Here is a 21,231-nt window from a genome sequence, read left to right on the forward strand (position 1 = left end):
CCGCGCTGGCCGCCGTGCTGATTACCGCCTCGTTTGGGCTGATGAGTTTTGCCAATTTTATTTATTTTCGCCAAGCCAGCCGTGGCGAATACGGCATTGCTATCCTCACCGTAATCGGCGTGGCCTGTGTAGGCGTGATGCAAGGCATGCTGTTTGCCGTGTTAATGGCCACGCTTCGGTTGATTATTAAACTCGCGCGGCCACACGAAAGCCTGCTGGGCGTTTACCTAGGCAAAAACAGCTTTCACGATTTATCTCACCACCCCGGCGCTGCGCCAATTGATGGCATGCTGGTGTATCGCTTTGATGCTTCGCTTAATTTCTTTAACGCCAATTACTTCCGCCAACGGGTTTTATCTTTGGCCGATGGAGCCTCGCCCCGTGTTTCGTGGGTGGTGCTGGATACCGTGCCAATTAATCAAATCGATATCGCGGGCATAGAAGCGATTATTATTTTGCAAAGAGATTTAAAAGAGCGCGGCATCGCCCTTGCCTTAGCAGGACGCAAAAAACAGACCGAATTTATCGCCGCCCGCCACCATAAGCTGGATGAATTACAGGCCAACTTTCTGATTTTCTCTAGCCTAAAACAGGCTTACCGCGCCTTCAGGCAGCAAGTGCTGATACGTACTGAAACGATGCAAACTGCTGCTCAATTGCCGCTAAAGTGGCACGCTGAGGAAACGGAGCAGAATGAAGCTGCGCGGAGCTAATCAAAGCAGGCTCAGCACACCCAGCAGAGCGGAAAGCTTGCAATACATAGCGCTGCACTCCTGCAGCGCTTAATTTCTGAGCAAGGGCAATGAGCTCATCCTCGCTATGCAGGCTAGGATGGATAGTGCTGCGGCATTCCAGTGCCACCTTGCTCGCCAATAGTAGCTTTAAAGCCGCACTAGCCACAGCACCACTACCAGTAACGGCAGTGATTTTTTCGTAAAGCATAAAATCGCTTTTAATATCAAAGCCCACCCAGTCCAGATAGGGCAGGCATTCCTGCAAACGCTTAGGATAAGCGCCGCCGCTATGCAGACCAATTTTAAAACCCAAAGCTTTGACGCTTCGCATCATCTCAGGCAAAAGCGGCTCGGTCAGTGGCTCACCGCCCGAAAAAACCACCGCGTCCAAAAGGCCACGGCGGGTTTTTAACCAGATGAGGATTTCATCCCACTGTGGTGCTGCATCATGCTGCTCACGTGCTTGTAAATGCGGATTATGACAATAGCCACAGCGCCAAGGGCAGCCCGCCAAAAACACCACACAAGCCAGCTCACCTGGATAATCGCAGCTAGAAAACGGCACCAAACCGCCAATCTTGGGCGCGGGCTTCATTATTGAACGGTATGACATTCGTTAAAAAACTGCCGTTCTTTAAATTCGCCTTTTTTACCAATATTAAAACTACTCACCGGCCGGTGATAACCCATCACCCGTGTCCAGACCTCGCAGCGGGTGCGTTCTTCATCTTTCAGCTCAGGGGATAGCTTGGTTTGAACCGATAAATCACTCATGATGGATCCTTTTTTTCAAATATTCGAAATCAACAAATGTGGGCTATTGCGGTGCTACTGCATAAGTTTGATGCACTTATCCCCCTCAATCCCCCTTTTACAAAGGGGGAAGCTGCAGCACTGAAGTGCCACCTAATGTGTGTAGATGCTTATGCTCCAAAATCAGCGTGCCGAAGACACTAAAAACTACTTATGCCGCAGCACAGCTTTTCTTCGCCAGCAACTCGCCATCACACTTTGGGCAAAACTCGTGGTGGCCGCTTAGGTAGCCGTGTTTTGGGCAGATAGAGAAGGTAGGCGTGATGGTGATATAGGGCAGGCGGTAGTTAGTTAGCGCTTTTTTCACCAGCGCTTTACACGCTGCGGGGCTAGAAATCGCCTCGTTCATATACAGATGCAAGACCGTACCACCAGTATATTTACGCTGTAATTCCTGCTGACGGCCTAGGGCTTCAAATGGATCATCGGTAAAGCCCACTGGCAGTTGGCTGGAGTTGGTATAGAAGGGCTGCTCTACCGTACCTGCTTGCAAAATATCGGGATAAAACTTTTTATCTTCTTTGGCAAAGCGATAAGTCGTGCCTTCGGCAGGTGTGGCTTCTAGGTTATAAAGATGGCCGGTTTCTTCTTGAAATGCGCTCATTTTGGCGCGGATATGATCCAGCAGGCGGATGGCTAAGGCGTAGCCTGCTTCAGAGCTGATATCGTCCTGATCATCGCTAAAATTGCGAATCATTTCGTTAATACCATTTACCCCAAGCGTGCTGAAGTGATTACGCAGCGTGCCCAGATAGCGCTTTGTATAGGGATAAAGTCCACCATCAATTAAACGACCGATTAGTTTGCGTTTAATTTCTAAAGACTGCTTAGCCAGCTCCATCAGCGTATCAATCCGCGCTAAGAGGCCCGCTTCATTGCCTTTAAACTCGTAACCAATCCGCGCGCAGTTAATGGTCACCACACCTAGCGATCCGGTTTGCTCGGCAGAGCCAAATAAGCCATTACCGCGCTTTAAAAGCTCGCGCAGATCAAGCTGCAAGCGGCAGCACATCGAGCGCACCATATGCGGCTCTAAATCCGAATTTAAGAAATTCTGGAAATAGGGCAGGCCATACTTAGCGGTCATTTCAAACAAAAGATCGGTATTGGGGTGATCCCAAGCAAAATCTTTGGTGATGTTGTAAGTAGGAATCGGGAAAGTAAATACACGGCCCAGCGCATCGCCTTCCATCATCACTTCGATGTAGGCGCGGTTAATCATGTCCATTTCAGTTTGCAGATCGCCATAGCTAAACGGCATTTCCTTGCCGCCCACATAGGGAATTTGTTCGCGCAAATCTTCTGGGCAGATCCAATCGAAAGTCAGATTAGTAAATGGCGTTTGCGTGCCCCAGCGGCTGGGTACATTCAGGTTGTAAATCAGCTCTTGGATATACTGCTTTACCTGTGTGTATTGCAGATTATCGGCACGAATAAATGCCGCCATATAGGTATCAAACGAGCTAAATGCCTGCGCACCCGCCCATTCATTTTGCAAAGTACCTAAAAAATTAACAATCTGGCCAATTGCGGCAGAGAAATGCTTAGGCGGTTTGGCTTCTACCTTGCCCGGCACGCCATTAAAACCCTCTTGCAATAGGCGGCGTAAAGACCAGCCTGCGCAATAGCCAGACAGCATATCTAAGTCATGAATATGCATGGCACCAGAGCGATGTGCCTCTCCAATTTCCGGCGGATAAACATGGCTTAACCAGTAATTGGCTATCATCTTGCCGCTGGTATTTAAAATTAGCCCGCCCAAGCTCCAGCCCTGATTGGCATTGGCATTTACCCGCCAATCAGATTGATCCAGATATTCATTAATCGACGATTCAACATCCACCACGGTGCGCACGTCCGAGCGCAAACGCGCATGCTGGCTGCGGTAAACAATATAGGCACGGGCGGTTTTTAAATAATGATATTGCAGCAGCGCTTCTTCAGCCTGATCCTGAATCTGCTCAATGGTAGGGGTTAAATCACCGCGTAAACGGCTACTGACCAGCGTGCTTAAACGCAGCGCCTCTGCTTCATCAAACTCACCGGTGATACGGCTGGCATTTAATAAAGCAAGGCGGATTTTATCAGCATCAAATGGCACGATGCGGCCATCGCGTTTCAGCACATATTGCGGGTATATGGTCATTTTTCCCCACCTGGATCAAGGTAGAATATTTTCACAGACCACAATATATGGTGTTTAAACTATCAGTGCTTAACTAGATATAGGGTATTTGATGATAATCAAAAAATGATAAACTAAGACTTGCCCACCGAATCTGCATAACGCCTTAGCCCTGCAATCACTAGGACCATCAATGCGGCAACAATCAAAAGTGCAATGGCGTATTGATGCGCGCTGGCGTAATCAAGCCGCTGAGTAGCGTCAAATAATGCAATCGATGCGACACGCGTTTCGCCTGCGATATTACCGCCCAGCATCAGCACCACGCCAAATTCACCCACGGTATGAGCAAAAGAAAGCGCAGCACCGCTATAAATACCATGTCTTGCGGCGGGTAACACCACGCCCCAAAACACCTTGCTTGCCGATCCACCTAAGGCACGACCTGATTCGATTAGCTCGGGAGAAACGCCACGTATCGCTGTTTGGATAGGTTGCACAGCAAAAGGCAGGCTGTAGAGAATGGAGCCGACCACTAGGCCACTAAAACTAAACGCCAGCGGCTGGCCAAAGATAGCGACCCACCAAGACCCTGCCAAGGCTTGCGGGGCAAAGATCTGCAGCAAATAAAAGCCAATCACGGTGGGCGGCAATACGATGGGAAGAGTGACGATGATTTCTAGCAACAGCACCCAATTGCTGCGGCATTCACACAGGCAGCGCGCCAAAATAATACTAATCGGCAAAAGGCACAGCGTGGTAACGCCCGCCAACTTTAGCGTTAACCATAAGGTGGCAAAAAGCTCTGGGCTCAATGGCGCTCCGGCAAATCAAAGCCACAACGTTGCAGCGTGCTGCGGGCCGTATTGCTTTGTAGAAAATCCACGTAACTAGCAGCCAATGGATTGCCCTTGCCATAACGCGTCACAATCGCGGCTTGAATCAACGGTGGATGGCTTTGGGCTGGCAATAGCAATGATCGGCCAACACCTCTTAAAGCGGGCGACTTAAGCAATGAATACGCCACTAAGCCCACATCGGCATTGCCAGTTTGTACAAATTGCGCGGCTTGCGCAATATTATTGCCCAATACTAATTTAGGGCTAACCGTATCCCATACTCCCGCCTGCTGCATAGCGGCACGGGCGGCTTGGCCATAGGGGGCGTGATCTGGATTAGCAATGGCAATACGCTTAATGCCTGCATCACCCAAGCGGGCTAAATCAAGCACCACATTAGGCTGCATCGTCCATAGCGCTAAGCGGCCAATGGCGTACGGCTTTAGAGTAGATAACTCTGCAGCACCACTGGCAGCCAGCTGTTTGGGATAAGCTTGATCGGCAGATAAAAACACATCAAACGGCCCACCTGCGGCGATTTGGGTATAGAAATTGCCAGAAGAACCTAGGCTTACTTTGAACTCTGCACTGAGCTGGCTCTGCTTAAACACCGCATTTAAGTCTTCAATGCAATAAGCCAAATCAGACGCCGCAGCAATCCGCAGCGTTTGGGCGTGTACGGGTAGGGCAAACAATAAAAAACACAGCAGGCGCAGCATAGCTTCCTTTAGTAATCGGGCTGACCATGTGCGGTCAGAATATAATCGTGCAGCGCTAACTTCATCTGCTCGGCCACATAGGGCTGCAGTTGGGCAATGCGTGCTTCATCCAGCATATAGGAGAGCTTCATCTCTTCATCTGGCTTATCTTGTTCCTGTTGAAACAGGCTCAGTAAAAATGCAGGACTGATGGTTTCGGCCACGGCAAAATGCCCTAAAAAACCGCCATCCATACCCTTTTCCCATACTTCAATGCTACGAATAATTTTCATACTTTCACCTGATTAAACCCATACTGCAATCATGCAGCGAATATATTCATACCGCTATGAAGCAGTAATGCACAGCATAACAGCCCTGTTTCTGTTATTTCTATCCCCGCTCCCAAGCAATCCCCTGTCATACCGCCTAATTTATGCATCAGCCACTTGGCGTAAGCCCAAATTAATAGAGGGGCTAGCAATAAAGGTGGGGCCAGATAATAAGACGCGGCCAGTAATAAAGCCAAAATAATATATAAAGACCAACTGCTTTTTTGCCAAGCAAATTGCTCGGCCATGCCGGAAGCTAGTCCGGGTAAGCGGCTCCAATACAGCACACCTAAACGCGCCCACGCCGGAATCAATAGCAGGGCCAGCCATGCTTCTTGCTTGGCTAAAAGCATCAGCAGCACCAGCTTGGCAGCAGATTGGGTAATCAAGGCTAATACCCCAAAACTGCCTAAATGAGGGTCTTTGAGCACGGCTAAAAATCGCTCGGGGTCTCGATGCGCAGCGCCCAAACCATCGGCCATATCGGCAAGACCATCCAGATGCAGGCCGCCGGTAATCCATGTCCACGCTAAAAACACCACTAAAGCAAAGAGCCAAGGGTCAATCAGATTAGCCCAAGAGCCCAGCAGCGCTAAAAATGCGCCTATCAATAAGCCCACCACAGGAAACCACGGTGCAGCAGCGGCCAGTAGGCCAGGTTGAAAATCAACAATCTGCGGTGTGGGTAAGCGGGTGAGAAACTGAACTGCCAGAACAGGCTTACGCCAATCGAACATCATTATCTATTCCTTACAACGCAGCAGGAGAAACATCTCCACAGCTAAGAATCTATTAAGCGCGTTAAAAACTACAGAGCCAGGATGGATTTACACCAATCAAATATCATTATCTATTCCCTGCAAAATTGGCGGATAAGCATCGTCCCAGTAGAGGGTAATTAAGCCCGCATGCGCCAGCCACAGCTGATTATGCCGAGCAAGAGGCAGGCCCAGCCAATCCAGTAGCAGTGCTTTAGCCACGCCACCATGAGTGATTAAAACCCGATGCTCGCCTTGGCTAGCTTGTAGCCATGCTTGAGTGGCGATGATGATTCTTGCCGAGAAATCTGCCCAGTTTTCTATGCCTAGCAAAGAAGCGGATAAATCTTGCTGCCATAACGCCAGTGCCGCCTGCTGCGCAGGGCTTTTTTCCGCGAGGCCATCCAGCTCACCAAAGTGAATCTCACGCAAACGGCTATCGATATGGCAATCCACGCCAGCGCTGGCTGCTAGCTGCTGAGCAAAATCTGCACAGCGGCATAGATCAGAGCTGGCCACACTGCTAGGTGGAAAACGCGCAAAGTACGCGTCTCGGCTGGCAAGCTGCTGCACGCCCAAGGCAGAGAGTGGCCAATCGCTATGGCCAATTAGCATGCCAGCAGGCGCTGTTGTTGCGCCGTGGCGTAGCAGGGTTAAGCGAAAACTGCTCATTCTTTGTTTGCAATACCGGCAGAGCTAAATGTCGCCATTTCTCGGTGCAAAGCCAATGCGCTTTGAATCAGCGGAAGCGTTAAAGCAGCACCACTTGCCTCACCTAAGCGCAAACCCAAAGCTAATAACGGCTCTAACTGTAAAGCCGCTAGGGCGTGGCGATGGCCTTTTTCATCCGATACATGGCTGGCAAGCAGCCAATCCGCAACCTGTGGCTGATTTTTTACCGCCACAAGTGCAGCAGCGGTGGTGATAAAGCCATCCAGCAAAACAGGAATACCCGCTTCGGCAGCACCGGTATAAAAGCCTGCCAGCGCGGCGATTTCTAAACCGCCCACTTGCATTAACCAATCTTTGGCACTCACCGCTCCGGCTGCCCGAGCACGCACCAATGCGTCTTTAACCACTTGTACTTTATGCTCGCGGCTAGCCGCCGAAATCCCTGTGCCAAGGCCAACAATCTCTTCTGGCTCGATATCTGTGAGTGCACAAATCAAAGCTGCGGCGGACGTGGTATTAGCAATGCCCATTTCACCGCCAATCAGCAGCGTTTTGCCACGAATAAGCCCTTCTTGCGCACTGCCTAGACCAATCGACCAAGCCTTATGGCATTCTTGTTCGCTCATTGCAGGCTCAATCCGCAGATTACCCGTACCCGCACACACCGGCACTCTAAACAACTGTGCACCGCAGCCGGTCACCGCGGTGTAGCTACTGGCTACGCCCACATCAACCACCGATAAACTGGCACCCACTTCACGCGCCAACACATTAATTGCCGCGCCGCCGCCAACAAAATTGGCCACCATCTGGCCTGTCACTTCCTTTGGAAATGCCGATACCCCTTCAGCAACCACGCCATGATCAGCAGCAAATACCACAATGGCTGGCTGTAAACGCCCAGGAATCGCCGAATTAGAGCGCGCGGCAAACCACACGGCCAACTCTTCAAGCTTACCCAAGCTACCCTGAGGTTTAGTTAAATTAGATTGATGATTCAACGCGGCAATAGCGAGTGCTTGATTAGGAGTAGACATACAATGACCAAGCAAAAAGATGCACCGTAGACGATGAGCTATCATCGCGCAAGTAGATAGTGGGGAGGCGTATTTCAACACAGAGCTAGTACATAACCTTATTTGGGCCATTTTCCATAGCACGCTGCAAGGCAAGATCTGCAGCTAATAATAAGTCTTCTAAGCTATCCATTTCATTTTTAGTTTGCGCCACGCCAATGCATACCGTCATGGTGAACTCTAAACCGTCTGGCATGGAGATTCTTTGCTCTGCAGATTTTTTACGGATGCGCTCAGCCACCACAATTGCCCCATCTAGCGGAGTATCAGGCAAAACTAAGGCAACTTCTTCACCTGAGAATCGAGCAATCAAATCAAAATCACGCACGCTTTGTCGACAAGCATTGGCCAAATGCTTTAATGCCAAATCACCGCCAATCGTTCCATAAACATTATTCATGTGGCGTAAATCATCAACATCAATGATTAAAGCAGTAAGAGGATTAGAAAATCGCTGGCTTCGATTAATTTCTCTGGCAGCCAATTCTAAAAAATTCCGACGGTTTGACAACCCTGTAAGTGAATCTTTGCCCATTAAATCTGTTAATTTTATATTTTGAATACGGCGTAAACGCTCGCTCCAAGCCCATAAAACAAGCATAGTCAGTGTAAGTACCCAAGGCAAAATAGCCAATAATTCATCCATCATCATTTACTAATCCTGTAAATTATGCTTCCCTTGCAGTGTAGTCGTTATCAAGCCAGTACGGGTAGAATGCGCGCATGTTTCAAACCCTAATTATTCGTCTCTCCTCGATGGGGGACATTATTCATAATTTTCCTGCTCTTAGCGATTTAGCCAAGCATAGGCCCGATATTGCCATCGATTGGGTAGTAGAAGAGAGCTTTGCTAGCTTGCCCAGGCTGCACCCTTCGGTGCGATCAATTATACCAACCGCATTAAGACGTTGGCGTAAGGCTCCGCTTAAATCTAAAGCAGAATTTTTAAACTTTCGTGCTCATATACGATCATGCCAATATGATTTAATTTTAGATTCACAAGGCTTAATTAAAAGTGCCTTTATTGCCAAACAAGCAATAGGCCCAATTAGTGGCTACGATAGGCAATCTGCCCGTGAAGGCTTGGCGAGCTTGCTCTACCAAAAGCAATATTCGGTAGCGCGTAATCAACACGCCATCCAAAGAAATCGCCAATTAAGCGCCAGCGTATTTAACTACACTATCGATGACAAAATCGATTACGGCCTGAAAGTGCCGCAGCTAGAGCTGCCTTGGCTGCATAAATCCCGCTATGCCGTACTGCTTTCTGCCACCAGCCGCAGTGATAAAGAATGGCCAGAAGCCCACTGGATTGATTTGGCTAAACGCCTACAAGAGCTAGATATCATCGCAATTTTCCCTTGGGGTAGCGCGTTTGAACAAGAACGCAGCCAGCGCTTGGCAGCAGCGGTTCCTCATGCGCTTTGCCCACCACGTTTAAATCTAGCTGAAGCCGCATATTTGCTAGCGGGAAGCCAGATTGTGGTTGGCGTTGATACTGGTCTAGCCCACTTAGCAGCGGCTGTAGCAGTGCCCGTAGTGGCGATTTTTTGCGCTTCTGACCCGCTACTAACTGGCGTTTTAGCCAGCACTTACGCTGTAAACCTAGGCAGCAACGGCGCTCCACCTGATTTAAACAGCGTTTGGCAAGCAACCAAGGATGGCTTGGCATGAGCCGCTGGCTATATCACGTGCTGCTCTGCTGCGCTTTTCCCTTTATTTTTTTATATCTACTTAAGCGCTCTAAACGCCAGCCCGCCTATCGCCAGTATTGGCTAGAGCGGCTGGGGTTTTATCGCAGCAGCCCAAATCAAGCACCATTAATTTGGCTACACGCGGTTTCTGTAGGCGAAACCCGTGCAGCGGCACCGCTCATTGCTGAGCTAAAAGCTAAATATCCTCAGCATCGATTTTTAATCACCTGCATGACACCCACTGGCCGCGCCACCGCTGAAGAATTATTTGCTGAGCAAGCCGAGATTGCCTATCTACCTTACGATTATCCAAGTGCGGTAGGGCGCTTTTTAAAACATTACCAGCCGCAATTTGGCCTGCTGATGGAAACCGAGATCTGGCCCAATCTCATCCATCGTTGTGCCGAACATGATATTCCCCTGTTTTTAGCCAATGCGCGTTTGTCTGAGAAATCGCTCAAGGGCTATCAAAAGATAAAATATCTTGTTCAACCCGCCGTGGCACGGCTGGCTGGCGTATTGGCCCAAAGCCAGCAGGATGCAGCACGTTTACAGCAGCTTGGTAGCGAGCATACTGCTATTGTTGGCAATATCAAATTTGATAATCTGCCCGATGAAAATGCCATTTTGCAGGGTAAAAACTGGCGAACAGCAGTAGAGCGGAGTAAGGTCTTACTACTGGCATCTAGCCGCGATGGCGAAGAAGAATTAATCCTTGATGCGCTAAAAGACTGGCCTGCAGACTTGCTGCTGATCATCGTACCGCGCCATCCTCAGCGTTTTGCCAGCGTTGAGCAACTGATAGCTGATCGAGGCTTAGCGGTGCTTAAACGCAGCGAGTGGGATGAAAAATTCATCCCTAACGGCGTGCAAGTCTTGCTTGGGGACTCTATGGGCGAGATGACCCGCTATTACGCCAGCAGCGATCTCGCCATTATCGGCGGCTCTATTCTGCCATTTGGCAGCCAAAACTTAATCGAAGCCTGCGCCATAGGCATACCCGTATTACTAGGGCCATCCACCTATAACTTTAGCCAAGCCGCCACAGAAGCCATCGCCAGCCATGCCGCATGGCAGGGTGATCATGTCCACGCCATCATCCAGCAAGCCATGTATTTATTTGCCCACCAAACAGAGAGTAGGGCGATGGGAGAAGCAGGCCTAGCCTTTGCCGCTGCACACCGAGGCGCTACGCAAAGGCTGCTTTCTTATTTGCCATAATCAAACGTAGGGTGGGCACAGATGCCCACCCCACAAGTTTTTTGCCCGTAGCCAACCACAACGCATTAATCAACAAAGATCAACGTAGCCACAGGCATTATCTCCTCCCTCTTTGCGCCAACAAATGCACCCCCAGCCCCAACAAAATACACACCGTTCCCCAAATCAAAGCGCTCGATACTTGTTCACCATTCAAGCTATGCCCCATCCATAGGGCTGATGCAGGAGTGATCAAAGAAATAAGTGACACGGTAATTGGCTTGCACTCACGAATCAGCCAGTAATACAGGCTAAAACCCAGTACCGAGCCAAATACCGCTAAATAGGCAATAGCCAGCATGCTCTGCTTGGGTAAAACGAATGAAACACTGCTCGTCTGCATGGCGCAAATGATACTTAGCAGCAGAGCGGCAATGGTCAGCGCACCGGCATTCACCGCCAGTGGTGATTGGCCTGCTGCCAGTTTTTTTAACTTTACCGCTGCAGCGGCTTGAATCAAAACGGCCAATAACACCGCAAACACACCCGCGATGCCACTTAAACTTAACTTTTCTGCAAAAATAATAAGTAAGCCAGCCATCCCCATCGCCATTGCCAATAGTTCGCCACGGTTTAGCCTTAAACCCAGCCAAAGCCATGAAAAACCCGCAGTAGCGAGCGGGATTAATCCAAACAACACCGCCACCAAGCCCGACGATACGGTAAGCGACGCCCAATAAACACAGAGCATCGATAAGGCAGTGCTTGCGCCAGCACAGGCCGCCGCTGGCCAACTGCTGACTGGTATTTTTTTACGGCTTAGCAATAAAACCAATAAACAAAGCACGGCGGCTAGGCCAAAACGCCCAGCTAAAGCCAAAGAAAAGGGCACACCTTGCACGCTCCAATTAATCGCCAAAGGAGTGGTGGACCAAAGTAAAACCAAAACTAAATAAGCAATTTTTTGCATAGAGTTAACTTAATGGAGACACAATACATAAAAAGTGGGTAGATTCCAGCGGCTAACTAGGCATACTATCTTGCCTTGGCGGGCTTCACCCGACCTATTGTGACAGCATGTATTGAAACAATCCCATCCTCGAATGTTCCACGTGAAACTATGACAAGCCACGATATAGAAGCTAACGATATAGAACCTAATGATGCAGATGAGCTCATTGCAGATAATGAACCGCGCCGCTTTATTGAAGCGCAGATCTCTGCAACTCCAGACGATGGCGAATCCGTACAGCTAGGGCTTTACGCCGAGAAAAGCTACCTTGAATATGCAATGAGCGTGATTAAAAGCCGCGCCTTGCCACAGGTAGAAGACGGGCAAAAACCAGTACAACGCCGCATTCTCTTCACCATGCACGGCCTTGGTTTAGTCGCCAATGCTAAACCGATTAAATCGGCGCGTATCGTGGGTGATGTGATGGGTAAATACCATCCACATGGCGATCAATCGGCTTATGACGCACTGGTGCGTATTGCTCAAGATTTTTCACTGCGCTATCCACTGATTGATGGCCAAGGTAACTTTGGTAGCCGCGATGGGGATGGCGCAGCGGCTATGCGTTATACCGAAGCGCGTTTAACCCCGATTGCTGAATTACTATTGAGTGAGCTAGATAAAGGCACCACCGATTTCATCCCCAATTACGATGGCGCTTTCCAAGAGCCAGCGCTATTACCTGCACGCTTACCCATGCTGCTGCTTAATGGCGCATCGGGGATTGCCGTGGGGATGGCCACTGAAATTCCAGCACACAACTTAGGCGAAGTTGCCGACGCGGCTATTGCACTGATTAAAAAGCCAACGCTTTCAACCAGTGATTTACTGACCTATATCCAAGGCCCAGATCTACCTGGTGGCGGGCAAATTATTTCGCCACGCAAAGACATCGTAACCGCCTATGAAAATGGCCGAGGCAGCTTAAAAGTGCGCGCCCGCTGGACCAAAGAAGATCTAGCGCGCGGCCAGTGGCAAATCGTCATTAATGAATTGCCACACGGCACTTCCACACAAAAAGTGCTGGAAGAGATCGAAGATTTAAGTAATCCAAAAATCAAAAAAGGTAAGAAAGCCCTTACCCAAGAGCAGATCCAAACCAAGCAACTGATCCTCTCGCTAATAGACCGAGTAAGAGATGAATCAGGCAAGGAAAACGCCGTTCGCTTAGTGATTGAGCCAAAATCATCACGGCAAAATCCAGACGATATGATGAAGCTGCTACTTGCGCACACCGCGCTAGAAAGCGGCTTATCTATCAATATGGTGACGATTGGTCTGGATGGCCGCCCAGGGCAAAAATCGTTGCAGCAGGTGATTTCCGAGTGGGTTGCTTTTCGCTTTACCACCGTTACCCGCCGCACCGAGCATCGCTTAGGCCAAGTTAACGATCGCATGCATATTTTGGAAGGGCGTTTAATTGTCTTTCTAAATATCGACGAAGTCATCCGCATTATTCGTCATAGCGACGAGCCTAAAGCGGCCTTGATCGAAGCCTTTAATTTAAGCGATCGACAAGCCGAAGATATTTTAGAGATTCGCTTACGTCAGCTTGCCCGCTTAGAAGGTATTAAGCTTGAGCAAGAACTGGCTGATTTGGCAAAAGAAAAAGCTGAGCTAGAGCATCTTTTAGCCTCGCCTGACGTCATGCAAAAACTCATTATTAAAGAGATTGAAGCCGACAAAAAGAAATTTGCCGATCCACGCCGCACCTTGATTGTGGAAGCCGAACGCGCCTCATTGGAAGTCACCGTTGTGGACGAACCAATGACCATTATCTTGTCGGAAAAAGGCTGGATGCGCGCGCGCCAAGGCCATGTACTTGATCTGCAAAACTTAAGCTTTAAAGATGGCGATACCCTGCTGGCCTTTATTGAATGCCGCTCAGTCGATTCAATTGCCATGTTTGGCTCAGACGGCCGCGTCTATACTATTCAGGCATCGGTGATTCCTGGTGGCAGAGGCGATGGTGTACCCGTGACAACGCTAGTAGATCTGGCCGCCAAAACTCAAATTGTCCAGCTACTTACCGCCAAACCACAGGATCATTTAGTCATCGCAAACTCTAGCGGCTATGGCTTCTACTGCCTGTTTGAAAACTTAATGAGCCGCCAAAAAGCCGGTAAAAGCTTCTTAAGTATCGAAGAAGGCGAGACACTGCTGAAGGTATCCACCTTTGTTCCACGTGAAACATCGCAAGTAGCTTGCCTATCTAAAGGCGGTAAATTGCATATCTTTACCTTGGCCGAATTTAAGCAGCTGGCAGGGGGAGGGCGTGGTGTCATTACCATGGCACTGGATGATAAAGACAGCCTTTCGGCCATTACCGTTTGCGATGGAGAGAAACTCACCATCAATGGCACGGGCCGCGCAGGCAAGGCCACTGAATGGATACTTAACGTGAATGAAATGGCCCCTTATCAAGGCAAACGTGCACGCAAAGGCAAGCCTATTAGCTCTGCTTTGAAGTTTCCAGGCTTTTAATATGTCGATACAGATGTCAGAAGCAATTGCAGCGGCGTGGGCAGATCTAGGGATACCTCTGGATTTGCTTAACCGTCGTCCTTTGCAATTATTTGAAGAAGCCAGCGAGTTGGTTAATGTTGCAATAGCGGCAGATGGGCGGGTATGGCAGCTTATCCCTGAGGCAGCCGCTGGCTGGCTGGCCATGCAAGCAGCGGCCAAAGCAGCAGGAGTTGATATCCAAATTACCTCTGCCTATCGGGCATCGAGCAGGCAGTGTGAGCTAATTCAAAGAAAGCTTTCCGCAGGGCAAGATATCGAGCAGATTTTGCAAGTGCTTGCCCCACCAGGCTGCAGCGAGCATCACACCGGCCGTGCCATCGATATATATCAACCTGGTGGCCCCGTTGTAGAAGAAGCTTTTGAAAATACCAGCGCATTTAGCTGGTTAAGCCTGAATGCGAGTCGTTTTGGCTTTACGCTCTCTTTCCCGCGTGGCAATCAATATGGCTATCTTTACGAACCTTGGCATTGGTGCTGGCACGAAAAAGTTCTGTAGGCACAAAGATCAATGAGCACACAGAGAATACCTTTGGTTTTTTCTCTATGTGCTCTGTGTCTACAGAACTTTTTGAATCTAATACCTATTTATTTCACCACCGTCGTTACCAGCTTCAGCAGTTCAGGCAAGATCTCAGGTAAACGATCTTGAATGCTACGCCCAGGCAGCAGGGGTAAACATAAATCGTAACGACCATCGTAGTAGCACTCTACTCGTGGCCGCTGCGGGTCCAGCATCCAGCCTGAAAATGGCAACCAAACCAACATTAAATCGCGCCAGCGCGGCCCAATATCAGCACGCTCACCAAGGTGGCTAAATACCGCCCAACGGCCAGCAGGACGCTGATATTCACCAAGATGCCTAGGTAGTTTAAAAGCTTTAGGAATCGTGACTGCAGCATCATAGCGGCGGCGGCCTGCGGGTGTGGTGGCTGGATCACTCCAAACCAAGCCATACCAACGCTCTGCAATCAGGCCAGCAAGGCGGCATTGATCTTGAAAATTAGCCAACAACGCTTCTAAATGCACACCATAATCGCCCACCTCTCGCTGATAAGCCATTCGTTCTGCTGGCCAATTAGCAAGGGTGATGCAGGACTCCACTTCATCCCAACTCCACACCCTATCGATTTTGCTACCCACAATAGAGGGGCCAGGGCGATAAGACATTTCGCCTAAATTATTCGCCATCCAACCAATTGCCACGGCGCGGCCAGCGCGTAAATCGCTTGGCGTAAAGCCAAAGCTACGACTAAAAGCGCGGCTAAATGTAGCTGGGGAAGAAAAACCAACTAAATCGGCTACTTGCCCAATTGGCAAATGAGGTGACCATTGCAACAGAGATGCCGCCACCTCCAAGCGTAATTGCCATAAAAAGGCCTGCGGGCTATCACCATATTCGCTTTGAAAACGATGTGCTAAATGCCAGGGCGAGTAATGCGTTACATCCGCTAAATCTGCTAATTGCAAAGGCGCAGCTAAGCCGCGCACCATACGATCAATGGCTTTTTCTAAACGCAGGCATGGCGGTTGTTTTGTTTCTTTCATCATCTCTTAGCAAGCTGTTTCACGTGGAACAATTAAGCCTTTATCCAGCAGAATGATCTTTAGCCTCATCAACCGTGCCTTGTTCTTCTACAGGACGAGCCCAAAAGAATCGATCTGGAATCTGCGGCCCCATGCCTGGTCGGTAAGCCGCTTGCAGCGTTTGCCAAGTGTAATCTTGGCCTTCTTTAACAGCTTCAATAAACTCGGCACCATTGGCTAAGGCTCCTGCAATCGCAGAAGCCAGCGTGTTGCCAGAGCCATGGTAGCTTCCTACTAAGCGATCCCATGTATCAACACTAGAGCGGCCCATATCGCTATATAGGGTGTTAATTACTTTAGGGGTGTTTTCATGCGTGCCGGTAATCAACACATATTCACAACCCCAGTCTAAAATTCGACTAGCAGCGATATCTAGCGTTAAATCAACTTGCTCATCAGGATCGTCAGAAGCTAAGTGCCGCGCTTCAATACTATTGAGTATCAGTAGCGTAGTGTGCGGCAATAGCAGCTCTCGCAGCATGGCAAGTAACTCTTCGCTGGCTAAGTGATCATCAGGCTTAGAGAAAAAAACTGGGTCTAATACCAGTGGGATTTCAGGGTAATCTGAGGCAATTTCAGCAATAACAGTTAGGGTTTCAATGCTAGCAATTAAGCCCACTTTAATGGCATCTACCTTCATGTCTTCAAGAATGCAGCGTGCTTGATCTTCAACCCATTCGCTATCAATAGGTAAAACATCTTGTTCACCTGCGCTATCTTGTATAACGATGCCGGTGATAACAGGCGTCACATGGCAACCGAGTGACGACAAAGCAAGCATATCTGCAGCAAGTCCAGCTCCGCCGCTAGGGTCATTGCCGGCAAATACAAGCACAATAGGGGGGCTGGCAGTCATAAGGGTATTCACTGAATCAGGTAAAATTAAATTTTAACTTACTTAATAGGTAAATCGAATGAAAAAATACATGTGTCTCATTTGTGGTTTTATTTACGATCAAGCAGAAGGCCTGCCTAATGATGGGATTGCTGCTGGAACCTCTTGGGAAGATGTTCCTCCAAACTGGACTTGCCCAGATTGCGGGGCTAGAAAAGATGATTTTGAGATGATAGAAGTCTAAAGGATGGCTATGAAAAAACTGATTAGCGTTACTGTTCTTTCAGCACTATTGCTAGGCTGTCAGCAAATAAGTACAACGGATAGCGGTGTTACCAATATCAACCGTAAACAAAGTATGAGCATGCTTTTGTCTGAGCAAGAAGTAGACAAAATGGCACTACAGTCCTATCAAGAAACCTTGAGTAAGGCGCAATCTAAAGGCGTGCTAAATAGCAATAAGCAAATGACGGCTAGGGTACGCGGCATTGCCAATCGCATTATTCCTCAAGCCAGCGTTTTTCGTGGTGATGCAAGTAAATGGGATTGGGAAGTTAATGTTGAAACCAGCCCAGAGCTCAATGCCTATTGCATGGCAGGTGGCAAAATTATGTTTTACTCCGGCATTATCGAAAAACTAAAGTTAACTGATGATGAAATTGCCCAAATTATGGGCCATGAAATCAGCCACGCTTTAAGAGAGCATAGCCGTGAGCGTATGAGTAGCGCCTATAACAAGCAATTAGCCATGCAAGGTTTATCCATTCTTACCGGTGGTAAATACGATGGCTATATGGGTATGGCCGATCAACTGGTGCAAGTAGGCTATTTCTTACCTAATAGCCGCGAGCATGAATCAGAGGCCGATACCATGGGCCTAGAGCTGGCCGCCAGAGCAGGTTATAAACCAGAGGCCGCAATAAGCTTATGGCAAAAAATGGCCGCCGCCAGCCAAAGCCAACCGGCTGAATTTTTATCAACTCACCCATCAAACCAAACTCGAATTCAAGACTTACAAGCTAAAATTCCGACGGTACAAGGTTTGTATGAAGTTGCTTTGCGTAAATACCCCGCTAAAAAGGCAAATTAATGCTCTGGATAAAAGCATTGCACATTATTTTTATTACCAGTTGGTTTGCAGGTTTATTTTATTTGCCAAGATTATTTGTAAATCATGCCATGAGCACAGACCCAGCAACGATAGAGCGTTTAAAACTCATGGAGCATAAATTAATCCGCTTTATGACACCCTTAGGTATTTTGGCGCTGGTATTTGGTATTTGGCTCTGGTCTTACTTTGATTTTTATATGGGTGCAGGCTGGCGCTGGATGCATGTAAAGCTTACTTTAGTCGCCGTTTTAATCGCTTATCACGCGTTGTGTTGGAAGATTTGCCAAGATTTTGCACGCGACTGCAATACACGCAGCCATCGCTGGTATCGTTTTTTTAACGAAATCCCCGTACTTGTTTTAGCCGCTTGTGTGATTTTGGTGGTGGTTAAGCCGTTTTAATCCTTAGGAACTGATATGGGCATTGAGATTGAACGTAAATTTCTATTAAGCAACGATGCTTGGCGCAGTGCAGCGCAACAATCTAGTCGAATTGCTCAGGGTTATTTATCTAGTGATCCAAATCGAATCGTGCGGGTTCGCTTAAAAGGTGAGCAGGGATTTATCACCATAAAAGGCAAAACAGAGGGTATTGAGCGCTTAGAATTTGAGTATGAAATTCCTAAACAAGACGCAATTGAGCTACTGAAGCTTTGCCCAATTTTACTCGATAAAACCAGATATTTAGTAGAATTTGCAGGATATACTTGGGAGATAGACGAATTTCATGGCATAAATGCACCGCTGATTATTGCTGAATTAGAGCTAACAAGTAGCGATGAGTATTTTGATAAACCTGAGTGGTTAGGGGAAGAAGTTTCAGATGATCCACGCTATTTTAATAGCTATCTTTCTGAGCATGCTTATACAACTTGGTGATATTAAACAGCTGCAATTCAATAGCCATATAGTTGTAGCTTGATATTGAGTGGAACGAAGCCCAACAAAAAATAAGCACCTTTACAGAGGTGCTTATTTTTTTGTGTCCAATATTTAAATAGAGCCAAGTTGCCCATGTAGTAATAAATATAAAACTACGTTGCTAGAAAAACCAAGCAACATGTAATCGCTAAACAATGCTCTAGCAGATTGATAGCGCTATCATATTGTTTTTCTATTTTGGATCTCGACATGAATCAAAACCAACAATTGTTTGCTGCCGCACAAAAGCATATTCCTGGTGGTGTTAATTCCCCAGTGCGGGCTTTTGGTTCTGTTGGTGGCACACCCCCCTTTATTAAAAAAGGTGAGGGCGCTTATATTTGGGATGCCGATGATCAACGTTATATTGATTATGTTGGCTCTTGGGGCCCCTTGATTTTAGGCCATGCCCATCCTGATGTAGTAGCAGCAGTGATTTCTACAGCTAAAAATGGCATGAGTTTTGGCGCGCCGACGGCTTTAGAAGTGGAATTAGCGGATTTAATCTGTGAAATGCTACCGTCTATCGAACAAGTGCGCCTAGTTTCTAGCGGTACAGAAGCCACAATGAGTGCAATTCGCCTTGCGCGTGGCTTTACTGGCCGCGATAAATTAGTGAAATTTGAAGGTTGTTACCATGGCCATGCAGATAGCTTATTAGTAAAAGCCGGTTCTGGTTTGTTAACTTTCGGCAATCCTTCATCAGCAGGTGTTCCAGCGTCAGTTGCCGCAGATACTTTAGTACTACCTTATAATGATGTGGTAGCTATAGAACAATTATTTGCGGAAATCGGTAATCAAATCGCTGCCATTATTGTAGAGCCCATCGCTGGCAATATGAATATGGTGCAAGCCAGCCCTGCTTTTGTTCAAGCGATGAGAAATTTAAGCACTAAATACGGCGCAGTACTGATTTACGATGAAGTTATGACTGGTTTCCGTGTTGATTTGCAATGTACACAAGGTTTACATGGCATCAAACCGGATTTAACTTGTTTAGGTAAAGTGGTTGGCGGTGGTATGCCGTTAGCAGCTTTTGGGGGGCGTAGCGATATTATGGCGCAGTTGGCTCCTTTAGGGCCCGTCTATCAAGCAGGTACTCTTTCTGGAAATCCTGTTGCAGTTGCTGCAGGATTAGTTACTCTAAAGAAGATCCGAGAAGCTGGATTTTTTAATTCTTTAACACAACAAACTAATAAATTAATTACAGGTTTAATTCAGGTTGCTAAAGAAACCAATACTGTTTTTAGCGCCCAAAGTGTGGGTGGGATGTTTGGTTTTTATTTTAGTGAGTCTATTCCAGAATCGTTTGCAGATGTAATGAATTTTGATCGTACTCGTTTCAATGCTTTTTTTCATGGTATGTTAAATAAAGGAATATATTTAGCGCCATCTGCATTTGAAGCAGGTTTTGTTTCTGCAGCACATAGTGATGAAGATATATTAAATACACTCGCTGCTGCTAAAATTGTTTTTAATGAGTTATAAATAATATTTTAAAAAAAACGACCTACGGGTCGTTTTTTTTTGCCATTAATTTGAGTTTCATTATTTTTTATGTAGACGGTTTTAAATTAGTTAAAAATAGCTAACACATTGATTTTAAAGAATTATCTATATATTTTTTGTTTCTTTTTCAATTAAATTTTCTATTTCTTTTATGTCTGCAACACCCACATATTTTTTAATTATCTCACCATTTTTATTAATTAAAAATGTGCTTGGTGTTAATCCAACATCCCCAAAGGCTTTAGCAATTTTTCCATCTTTATCATGTTGAACAAAAAAAGGAAGGTTTTTTTCTTTTACATAATTTTCAATATATTCTGGAATATCGTAATCCATTGCAACTGCGATTGTTTTGTAATTAGCCATTTTATATTTTTTTTGTAATTTTATAAGTTCTGGCATTTCTTGAATACAACCAGTGCAACTTGTTGCCCAGAAATTAACTAAAACTATTTGGTTTTTTAATGTAGACAGGTTTAGATTTTGACCTTGAATGCTAGTTAATTTTATATCAGGTGCAGATTTATTTGGAGCTTGAAAAAGTAAGTAGCCAGTTATGCTTAAAACAATACTGATTATGAGTGTCAGCTGTAAGTATTTTTTCATTTTTTCTGTCCTTATCTTGCAAGGTAGCGATTTTAGAACATTTTTTGGATGTTTTGCGCTAAAAAATTTATTTACATCTTTTTTTCTTTTAATACTTCATTTAAGAAGAAAGATATAAGAACAACTAATAAGGGTTGCCCTTTCCTGTGGATAAGTCATTTTCCTTATATTTTTCAACACTTTAACT

The 21,231-nt window shown here is 47.0% G+C and carries 24 protein-coding genes; 10 read left to right on the forward strand and 14 right to left on the reverse strand.

Features of this window, described 5'->3' with window-relative positions; genetic code table 11:
• Positions 1 to 713, forward strand: a 713-nt coding sequence (locus tag Q0R17_RS09470) for an STAS domain-containing protein (RefSeq protein ID WP_293934413.1), incomplete at its 5' end; no start/stop codon positions are given.
• Here Q0R17_RS09470 and Q0R17_RS09475 read toward each other — a convergent pair.
• From Q0R17_RS09475 to Q0R17_RS09520, 10 genes are all read right to left on the reverse strand, one after another.
• Entirely contained in the window at positions 607 to 1,329 is a 723-nt protein-coding gene (locus Q0R17_RS09475) for an anaerobic ribonucleoside-triphosphate reductase activating protein (RefSeq protein ID WP_293934415.1), read from the reverse strand. The genes Q0R17_RS09470 and Q0R17_RS09475 overlap by 107 nt on opposite strands.
• Positions 1,329 to 1,508, reverse strand: a complete 180-nt coding sequence (gene nrdD, locus Q0R17_RS09480) for an anaerobic ribonucleoside-triphosphate reductase (protein WP_293934416.1) — start codon at positions 1,506 to 1,508, stop codon at positions 1,329 to 1,331. The genes Q0R17_RS09475 and nrdD overlap by 1 nt, the downstream gene beginning before the upstream one ends.
• A gap of 190 nt (positions 1,509 to 1,698) precedes the next feature.
• A complete protein-coding gene (locus Q0R17_RS09485) occupies positions 1,699 to 3,693 on the reverse strand; it encodes a ribonucleoside triphosphate reductase (RefSeq protein WP_293934418.1) in 1,995 nt (664 codons plus the stop codon).
• Positions 3,694 to 3,806: 113 nt separating this feature from the next.
• Positions 3,807 to 4,487: a molybdate ABC transporter permease subunit gene (modB, locus tag Q0R17_RS09490; protein ID WP_293934421.1), complete on the reverse strand. Its 681-nt coding sequence runs from the start codon at positions 4,485 to 4,487 to the stop codon at positions 3,807 to 3,809.
• Positions 4,484 to 5,230: a molybdate ABC transporter substrate-binding protein gene (modA, locus tag Q0R17_RS09495; RefSeq protein WP_293934422.1), complete on the reverse strand. Its 747-nt coding sequence runs from the start codon at positions 5,228 to 5,230 to the stop codon at positions 4,484 to 4,486. Before modA ends, modB begins: the two co-directional genes overlap by 4 nt.
• Positions 5,231 to 5,238: 8 nt before the next feature.
• The gene (locus Q0R17_RS09500; protein ID WP_293934424.1) at positions 5,239 to 5,502 is read right to left on the reverse strand and encodes a hypothetical protein; all 264 of its coding nucleotides are present in this window, start codon (positions 5,500 to 5,502) and stop codon (positions 5,239 to 5,241) included.
• Positions 5,503 to 5,531: 29 nt separating this feature from the next.
• Positions 5,532 to 6,281, reverse strand: coding sequence for an adenosylcobinamide-GDP ribazoletransferase (gene cobS / locus Q0R17_RS09505; RefSeq protein WP_293934425.1), 750 nt, complete (start codon positions 6,279 to 6,281; stop codon positions 5,532 to 5,534).
• Positions 6,282 to 6,377: 96 nt separating this feature from the next.
• Complete coding sequence (locus tag Q0R17_RS09510) at positions 6,378 to 6,971, reverse strand: histidine phosphatase family protein (protein WP_293934428.1); 594 nt, start codon at positions 6,969 to 6,971, stop codon at positions 6,378 to 6,380.
• On the reverse strand, positions 6,968 to 8,008 hold the full coding sequence (gene cobT, locus Q0R17_RS09515; protein ID WP_293934430.1) for a nicotinate-nucleotide--dimethylbenzimidazole phosphoribosyltransferase: 1,041 nt from the start codon (positions 8,006 to 8,008) through the stop codon (positions 6,968 to 6,970). The genes Q0R17_RS09510 and cobT overlap by 4 nt, the downstream gene beginning before the upstream one ends.
• 85 nt (positions 8,009 to 8,093) lie before the next feature.
• Positions 8,094 to 8,699, reverse strand: a complete 606-nt coding sequence (locus Q0R17_RS09520) for a GGDEF domain-containing protein (protein WP_293934433.1) — start codon at positions 8,697 to 8,699, stop codon at positions 8,094 to 8,096.
• Between the two features lie 71 nt (positions 8,700 to 8,770).
• Between Q0R17_RS09520 and waaC the strand changes: the two genes are divergently transcribed.
• Together waaC and waaA are read left to right on the forward strand one after the other, a co-directional pair.
• The gene (gene waaC / locus Q0R17_RS09525) at positions 8,771 to 9,721 is read left to right on the forward strand and encodes a lipopolysaccharide heptosyltransferase I (protein WP_293934434.1); all 951 of its coding nucleotides are present in this window, start codon (positions 8,771 to 8,773) and stop codon (positions 9,719 to 9,721) included.
• Complete coding sequence (gene waaA / locus Q0R17_RS09530; protein ID WP_293934436.1) at positions 9,718 to 10,962, forward strand: lipid IV(A) 3-deoxy-D-manno-octulosonic acid transferase; 1,245 nt, start codon at positions 9,718 to 9,720, stop codon at positions 10,960 to 10,962. The genes waaC and waaA overlap by 4 nt, the downstream gene beginning before the upstream one ends.
• A 97-nt stretch (positions 10,963 to 11,059) precedes the next feature.
• Here the strand turns inward: waaA and Q0R17_RS09535 are convergent, their stop codons facing one another.
• Positions 11,060 to 11,911: a DMT family transporter gene (locus tag Q0R17_RS09535; protein WP_293934438.1), complete on the reverse strand. Its 852-nt coding sequence runs from the start codon at positions 11,909 to 11,911 to the stop codon at positions 11,060 to 11,062.
• Positions 11,912 to 12,061: 150 nt separating this feature from the next.
• Here Q0R17_RS09535 and parC point away from each other — a divergent pair, with 150 nt between their 5' ends.
• Positions 12,062 to 14,437, forward strand: a complete 2,376-nt coding sequence (parC, locus tag Q0R17_RS09540; RefSeq protein ID WP_293934440.1) for a DNA topoisomerase IV subunit A — start codon at positions 12,062 to 12,064, stop codon at positions 14,435 to 14,437.
• Between the two features lies 1 nt (position 14,438).
• Entirely contained in the window at positions 14,439 to 14,975 is a 537-nt protein-coding gene (locus Q0R17_RS09545; protein ID WP_293934443.1) for a D-alanyl-D-alanine carboxypeptidase family protein, read from the forward strand.
• An 89-nt stretch (positions 14,976 to 15,064) separates the two neighbouring features.
• Here the strand turns inward: Q0R17_RS09545 and Q0R17_RS09550 are convergent, their stop codons facing one another.
• Both Q0R17_RS09550 and Q0R17_RS09555 read right to left on the reverse strand, forming a co-directional pair.
• A complete protein-coding gene (locus tag Q0R17_RS09550) occupies positions 15,065 to 16,027 on the reverse strand; it encodes a GyrI-like domain-containing protein (protein ID WP_293934447.1) in 963 nt (320 codons plus the stop codon).
• Positions 16,028 to 16,064: 37 nt separating this feature from the next.
• The gene (locus tag Q0R17_RS09555; protein WP_293934449.1) at positions 16,065 to 16,919 is read right to left on the reverse strand and encodes a hydroxymethylpyrimidine/phosphomethylpyrimidine kinase; all 855 of its coding nucleotides are present in this window, start codon (positions 16,917 to 16,919) and stop codon (positions 16,065 to 16,067) included.
• A gap of 58 nt (positions 16,920 to 16,977) precedes the next feature.
• On the opposite strand from Q0R17_RS09555, the gene Q0R17_RS09560 reads away from it, so the two are divergent.
• The 5 genes from Q0R17_RS09560 to hemL all read left to right on the forward strand — a co-directional run bounded on the left by Q0R17_RS09560 (position 16,978) and on the right by hemL (position 20,417).
• Entirely contained in the window at positions 16,978 to 17,142 is a 165-nt protein-coding gene (locus Q0R17_RS09560) for a rubredoxin (RefSeq protein WP_130106202.1), read from the forward strand.
• A gap of 9 nt (positions 17,143 to 17,151) precedes the next feature.
• Positions 17,152 to 17,988, forward strand: a complete 837-nt coding sequence (locus tag Q0R17_RS09565; RefSeq protein ID WP_293934450.1) for a M48 family metallopeptidase — start codon at positions 17,152 to 17,154, stop codon at positions 17,986 to 17,988.
• Entirely contained in the window at positions 17,988 to 18,410 is a 423-nt protein-coding gene (locus Q0R17_RS09570) for a CopD family protein (RefSeq protein ID WP_293934453.1), read from the forward strand. The genes Q0R17_RS09565 and Q0R17_RS09570 overlap by 1 nt, the downstream gene beginning before the upstream one ends.
• A 15-nt stretch (positions 18,411 to 18,425) precedes the next feature.
• On the forward strand, positions 18,426 to 18,887 hold the full coding sequence (locus Q0R17_RS09575; RefSeq protein WP_293934456.1) for a CYTH domain-containing protein: 462 nt from the start codon (positions 18,426 to 18,428) through the stop codon (positions 18,885 to 18,887).
• 252 nt (positions 18,888 to 19,139) lie between these two features.
• The gene (gene hemL / locus Q0R17_RS09580) at positions 19,140 to 20,417 is read left to right on the forward strand and encodes a glutamate-1-semialdehyde 2,1-aminomutase (RefSeq protein ID WP_293934458.1); all 1,278 of its coding nucleotides are present in this window, start codon (positions 19,140 to 19,142) and stop codon (positions 20,415 to 20,417) included.
• Positions 20,418 to 20,543: 126 nt separating this feature from the next.
• On the opposite strand, the gene Q0R17_RS09585 is transcribed toward hemL, so the two are convergent.
• Complete coding sequence (locus tag Q0R17_RS09585) at positions 20,544 to 21,044, reverse strand: TlpA disulfide reductase family protein (protein ID WP_293934461.1); 501 nt, start codon at positions 21,042 to 21,044, stop codon at positions 20,544 to 20,546.
• Positions 21,045 to 21,231: the final 187 nt, after the last annotated feature.

The organism is Iodobacter sp. (assembly GCF_025352645.1).
Taxonomy (GTDB): domain Bacteria; phylum Pseudomonadota; class Gammaproteobacteria; order Burkholderiales; family Chitinibacteraceae; genus Iodobacter.

Excerpts from the sequence above, each read along its gene's own strand:
- Q0R17_RS09475 (WP_293934415.1), bottom strand. The coding sequence starts at position 1,329 with ATGAAGCCCGCGCCCAAGATTGGCGGTTTGGTGCCGTTTTCTAGCTGC.
- nrdD (WP_293934416.1), bottom strand. The coding sequence starts at position 1,508 with ATGAGTGATTTATCGGTTCAAACCAAGCTATCCCCTGAGCTGAAAGAT.
- Q0R17_RS09485 (WP_293934418.1), bottom strand. The coding sequence starts at position 3,693 with ATGACCATATACCCGCAATATGTGCTGAAACGCGATGGCCGCATCGTG.
- modA (WP_293934422.1), bottom strand. The coding sequence starts at position 5,230 with ATGCTGCGCCTGCTGTGTTTTTTATTGTTTGCCCTACCCGTACACGCC.
- Q0R17_RS09500 (WP_293934424.1), bottom strand. The coding sequence starts at position 5,502 with ATGAAAATTATTCGTAGCATTGAAGTATGGGAAAAGGGTATGGATGGC.
- cobS (WP_293934425.1), bottom strand. The coding sequence starts at position 6,281 with ATGATGTTCGATTGGCGTAAGCCTGTTCTGGCAGTTCAGTTTCTCACC.
- Q0R17_RS09510 (WP_293934428.1), bottom strand. The coding sequence starts at position 6,971 with ATGAGCAGTTTTCGCTTAACCCTGCTACGCCACGGCGCAACAACAGCG.
- cobT (WP_293934430.1), bottom strand. The coding sequence starts at position 8,008 with ATGTCTACTCCTAATCAAGCACTCGCTATTGCCGCGTTGAATCATCAA.
- Q0R17_RS09520 (WP_293934433.1), bottom strand. The coding sequence starts at position 8,699 with ATGATGATGGATGAATTATTGGCTATTTTGCCTTGGGTACTTACACTG.
- waaC (WP_293934434.1), top strand. The coding sequence starts at position 8,771 with ATGTTTCAAACCCTAATTATTCGTCTCTCCTCGATGGGGGACATTATT.
- waaA (WP_293934436.1), top strand. The coding sequence starts at position 9,718 with ATGAGCCGCTGGCTATATCACGTGCTGCTCTGCTGCGCTTTTCCCTTT.
- Q0R17_RS09535 (WP_293934438.1), bottom strand. The coding sequence starts at position 11,911 with ATGCAAAAAATTGCTTATTTAGTTTTGGTTTTACTTTGGTCCACCACT.
- parC (WP_293934440.1), top strand. The coding sequence starts at position 12,062 with ATGACAAGCCACGATATAGAAGCTAACGATATAGAACCTAATGATGCA.
- Q0R17_RS09545 (WP_293934443.1), top strand. The coding sequence starts at position 14,439 with ATGTCGATACAGATGTCAGAAGCAATTGCAGCGGCGTGGGCAGATCTA.
- Q0R17_RS09550 (WP_293934447.1), bottom strand. The coding sequence starts at position 16,027 with ATGATGAAAGAAACAAAACAACCGCCATGCCTGCGTTTAGAAAAAGCC.
- Q0R17_RS09555 (WP_293934449.1), bottom strand. The coding sequence starts at position 16,919 with ATGACTGCCAGCCCCCCTATTGTGCTTGTATTTGCCGGCAATGACCCT.
- Q0R17_RS09560 (WP_130106202.1), top strand. The coding sequence starts at position 16,978 with ATGAAAAAATACATGTGTCTCATTTGTGGTTTTATTTACGATCAAGCA.
- Q0R17_RS09565 (WP_293934450.1), top strand. The coding sequence starts at position 17,152 with ATGAAAAAACTGATTAGCGTTACTGTTCTTTCAGCACTATTGCTAGGC.
- Q0R17_RS09570 (WP_293934453.1), top strand. The coding sequence starts at position 17,988 with ATGCTCTGGATAAAAGCATTGCACATTATTTTTATTACCAGTTGGTTT.
- Q0R17_RS09575 (WP_293934456.1), top strand. The coding sequence starts at position 18,426 with ATGGGCATTGAGATTGAACGTAAATTTCTATTAAGCAACGATGCTTGG.
- hemL (WP_293934458.1), top strand. The coding sequence starts at position 19,140 with ATGAATCAAAACCAACAATTGTTTGCTGCCGCACAAAAGCATATTCCT.
- Q0R17_RS09585 (WP_293934461.1), bottom strand. The coding sequence starts at position 21,044 with ATGAAAAAATACTTACAGCTGACACTCATAATCAGTATTGTTTTAAGC.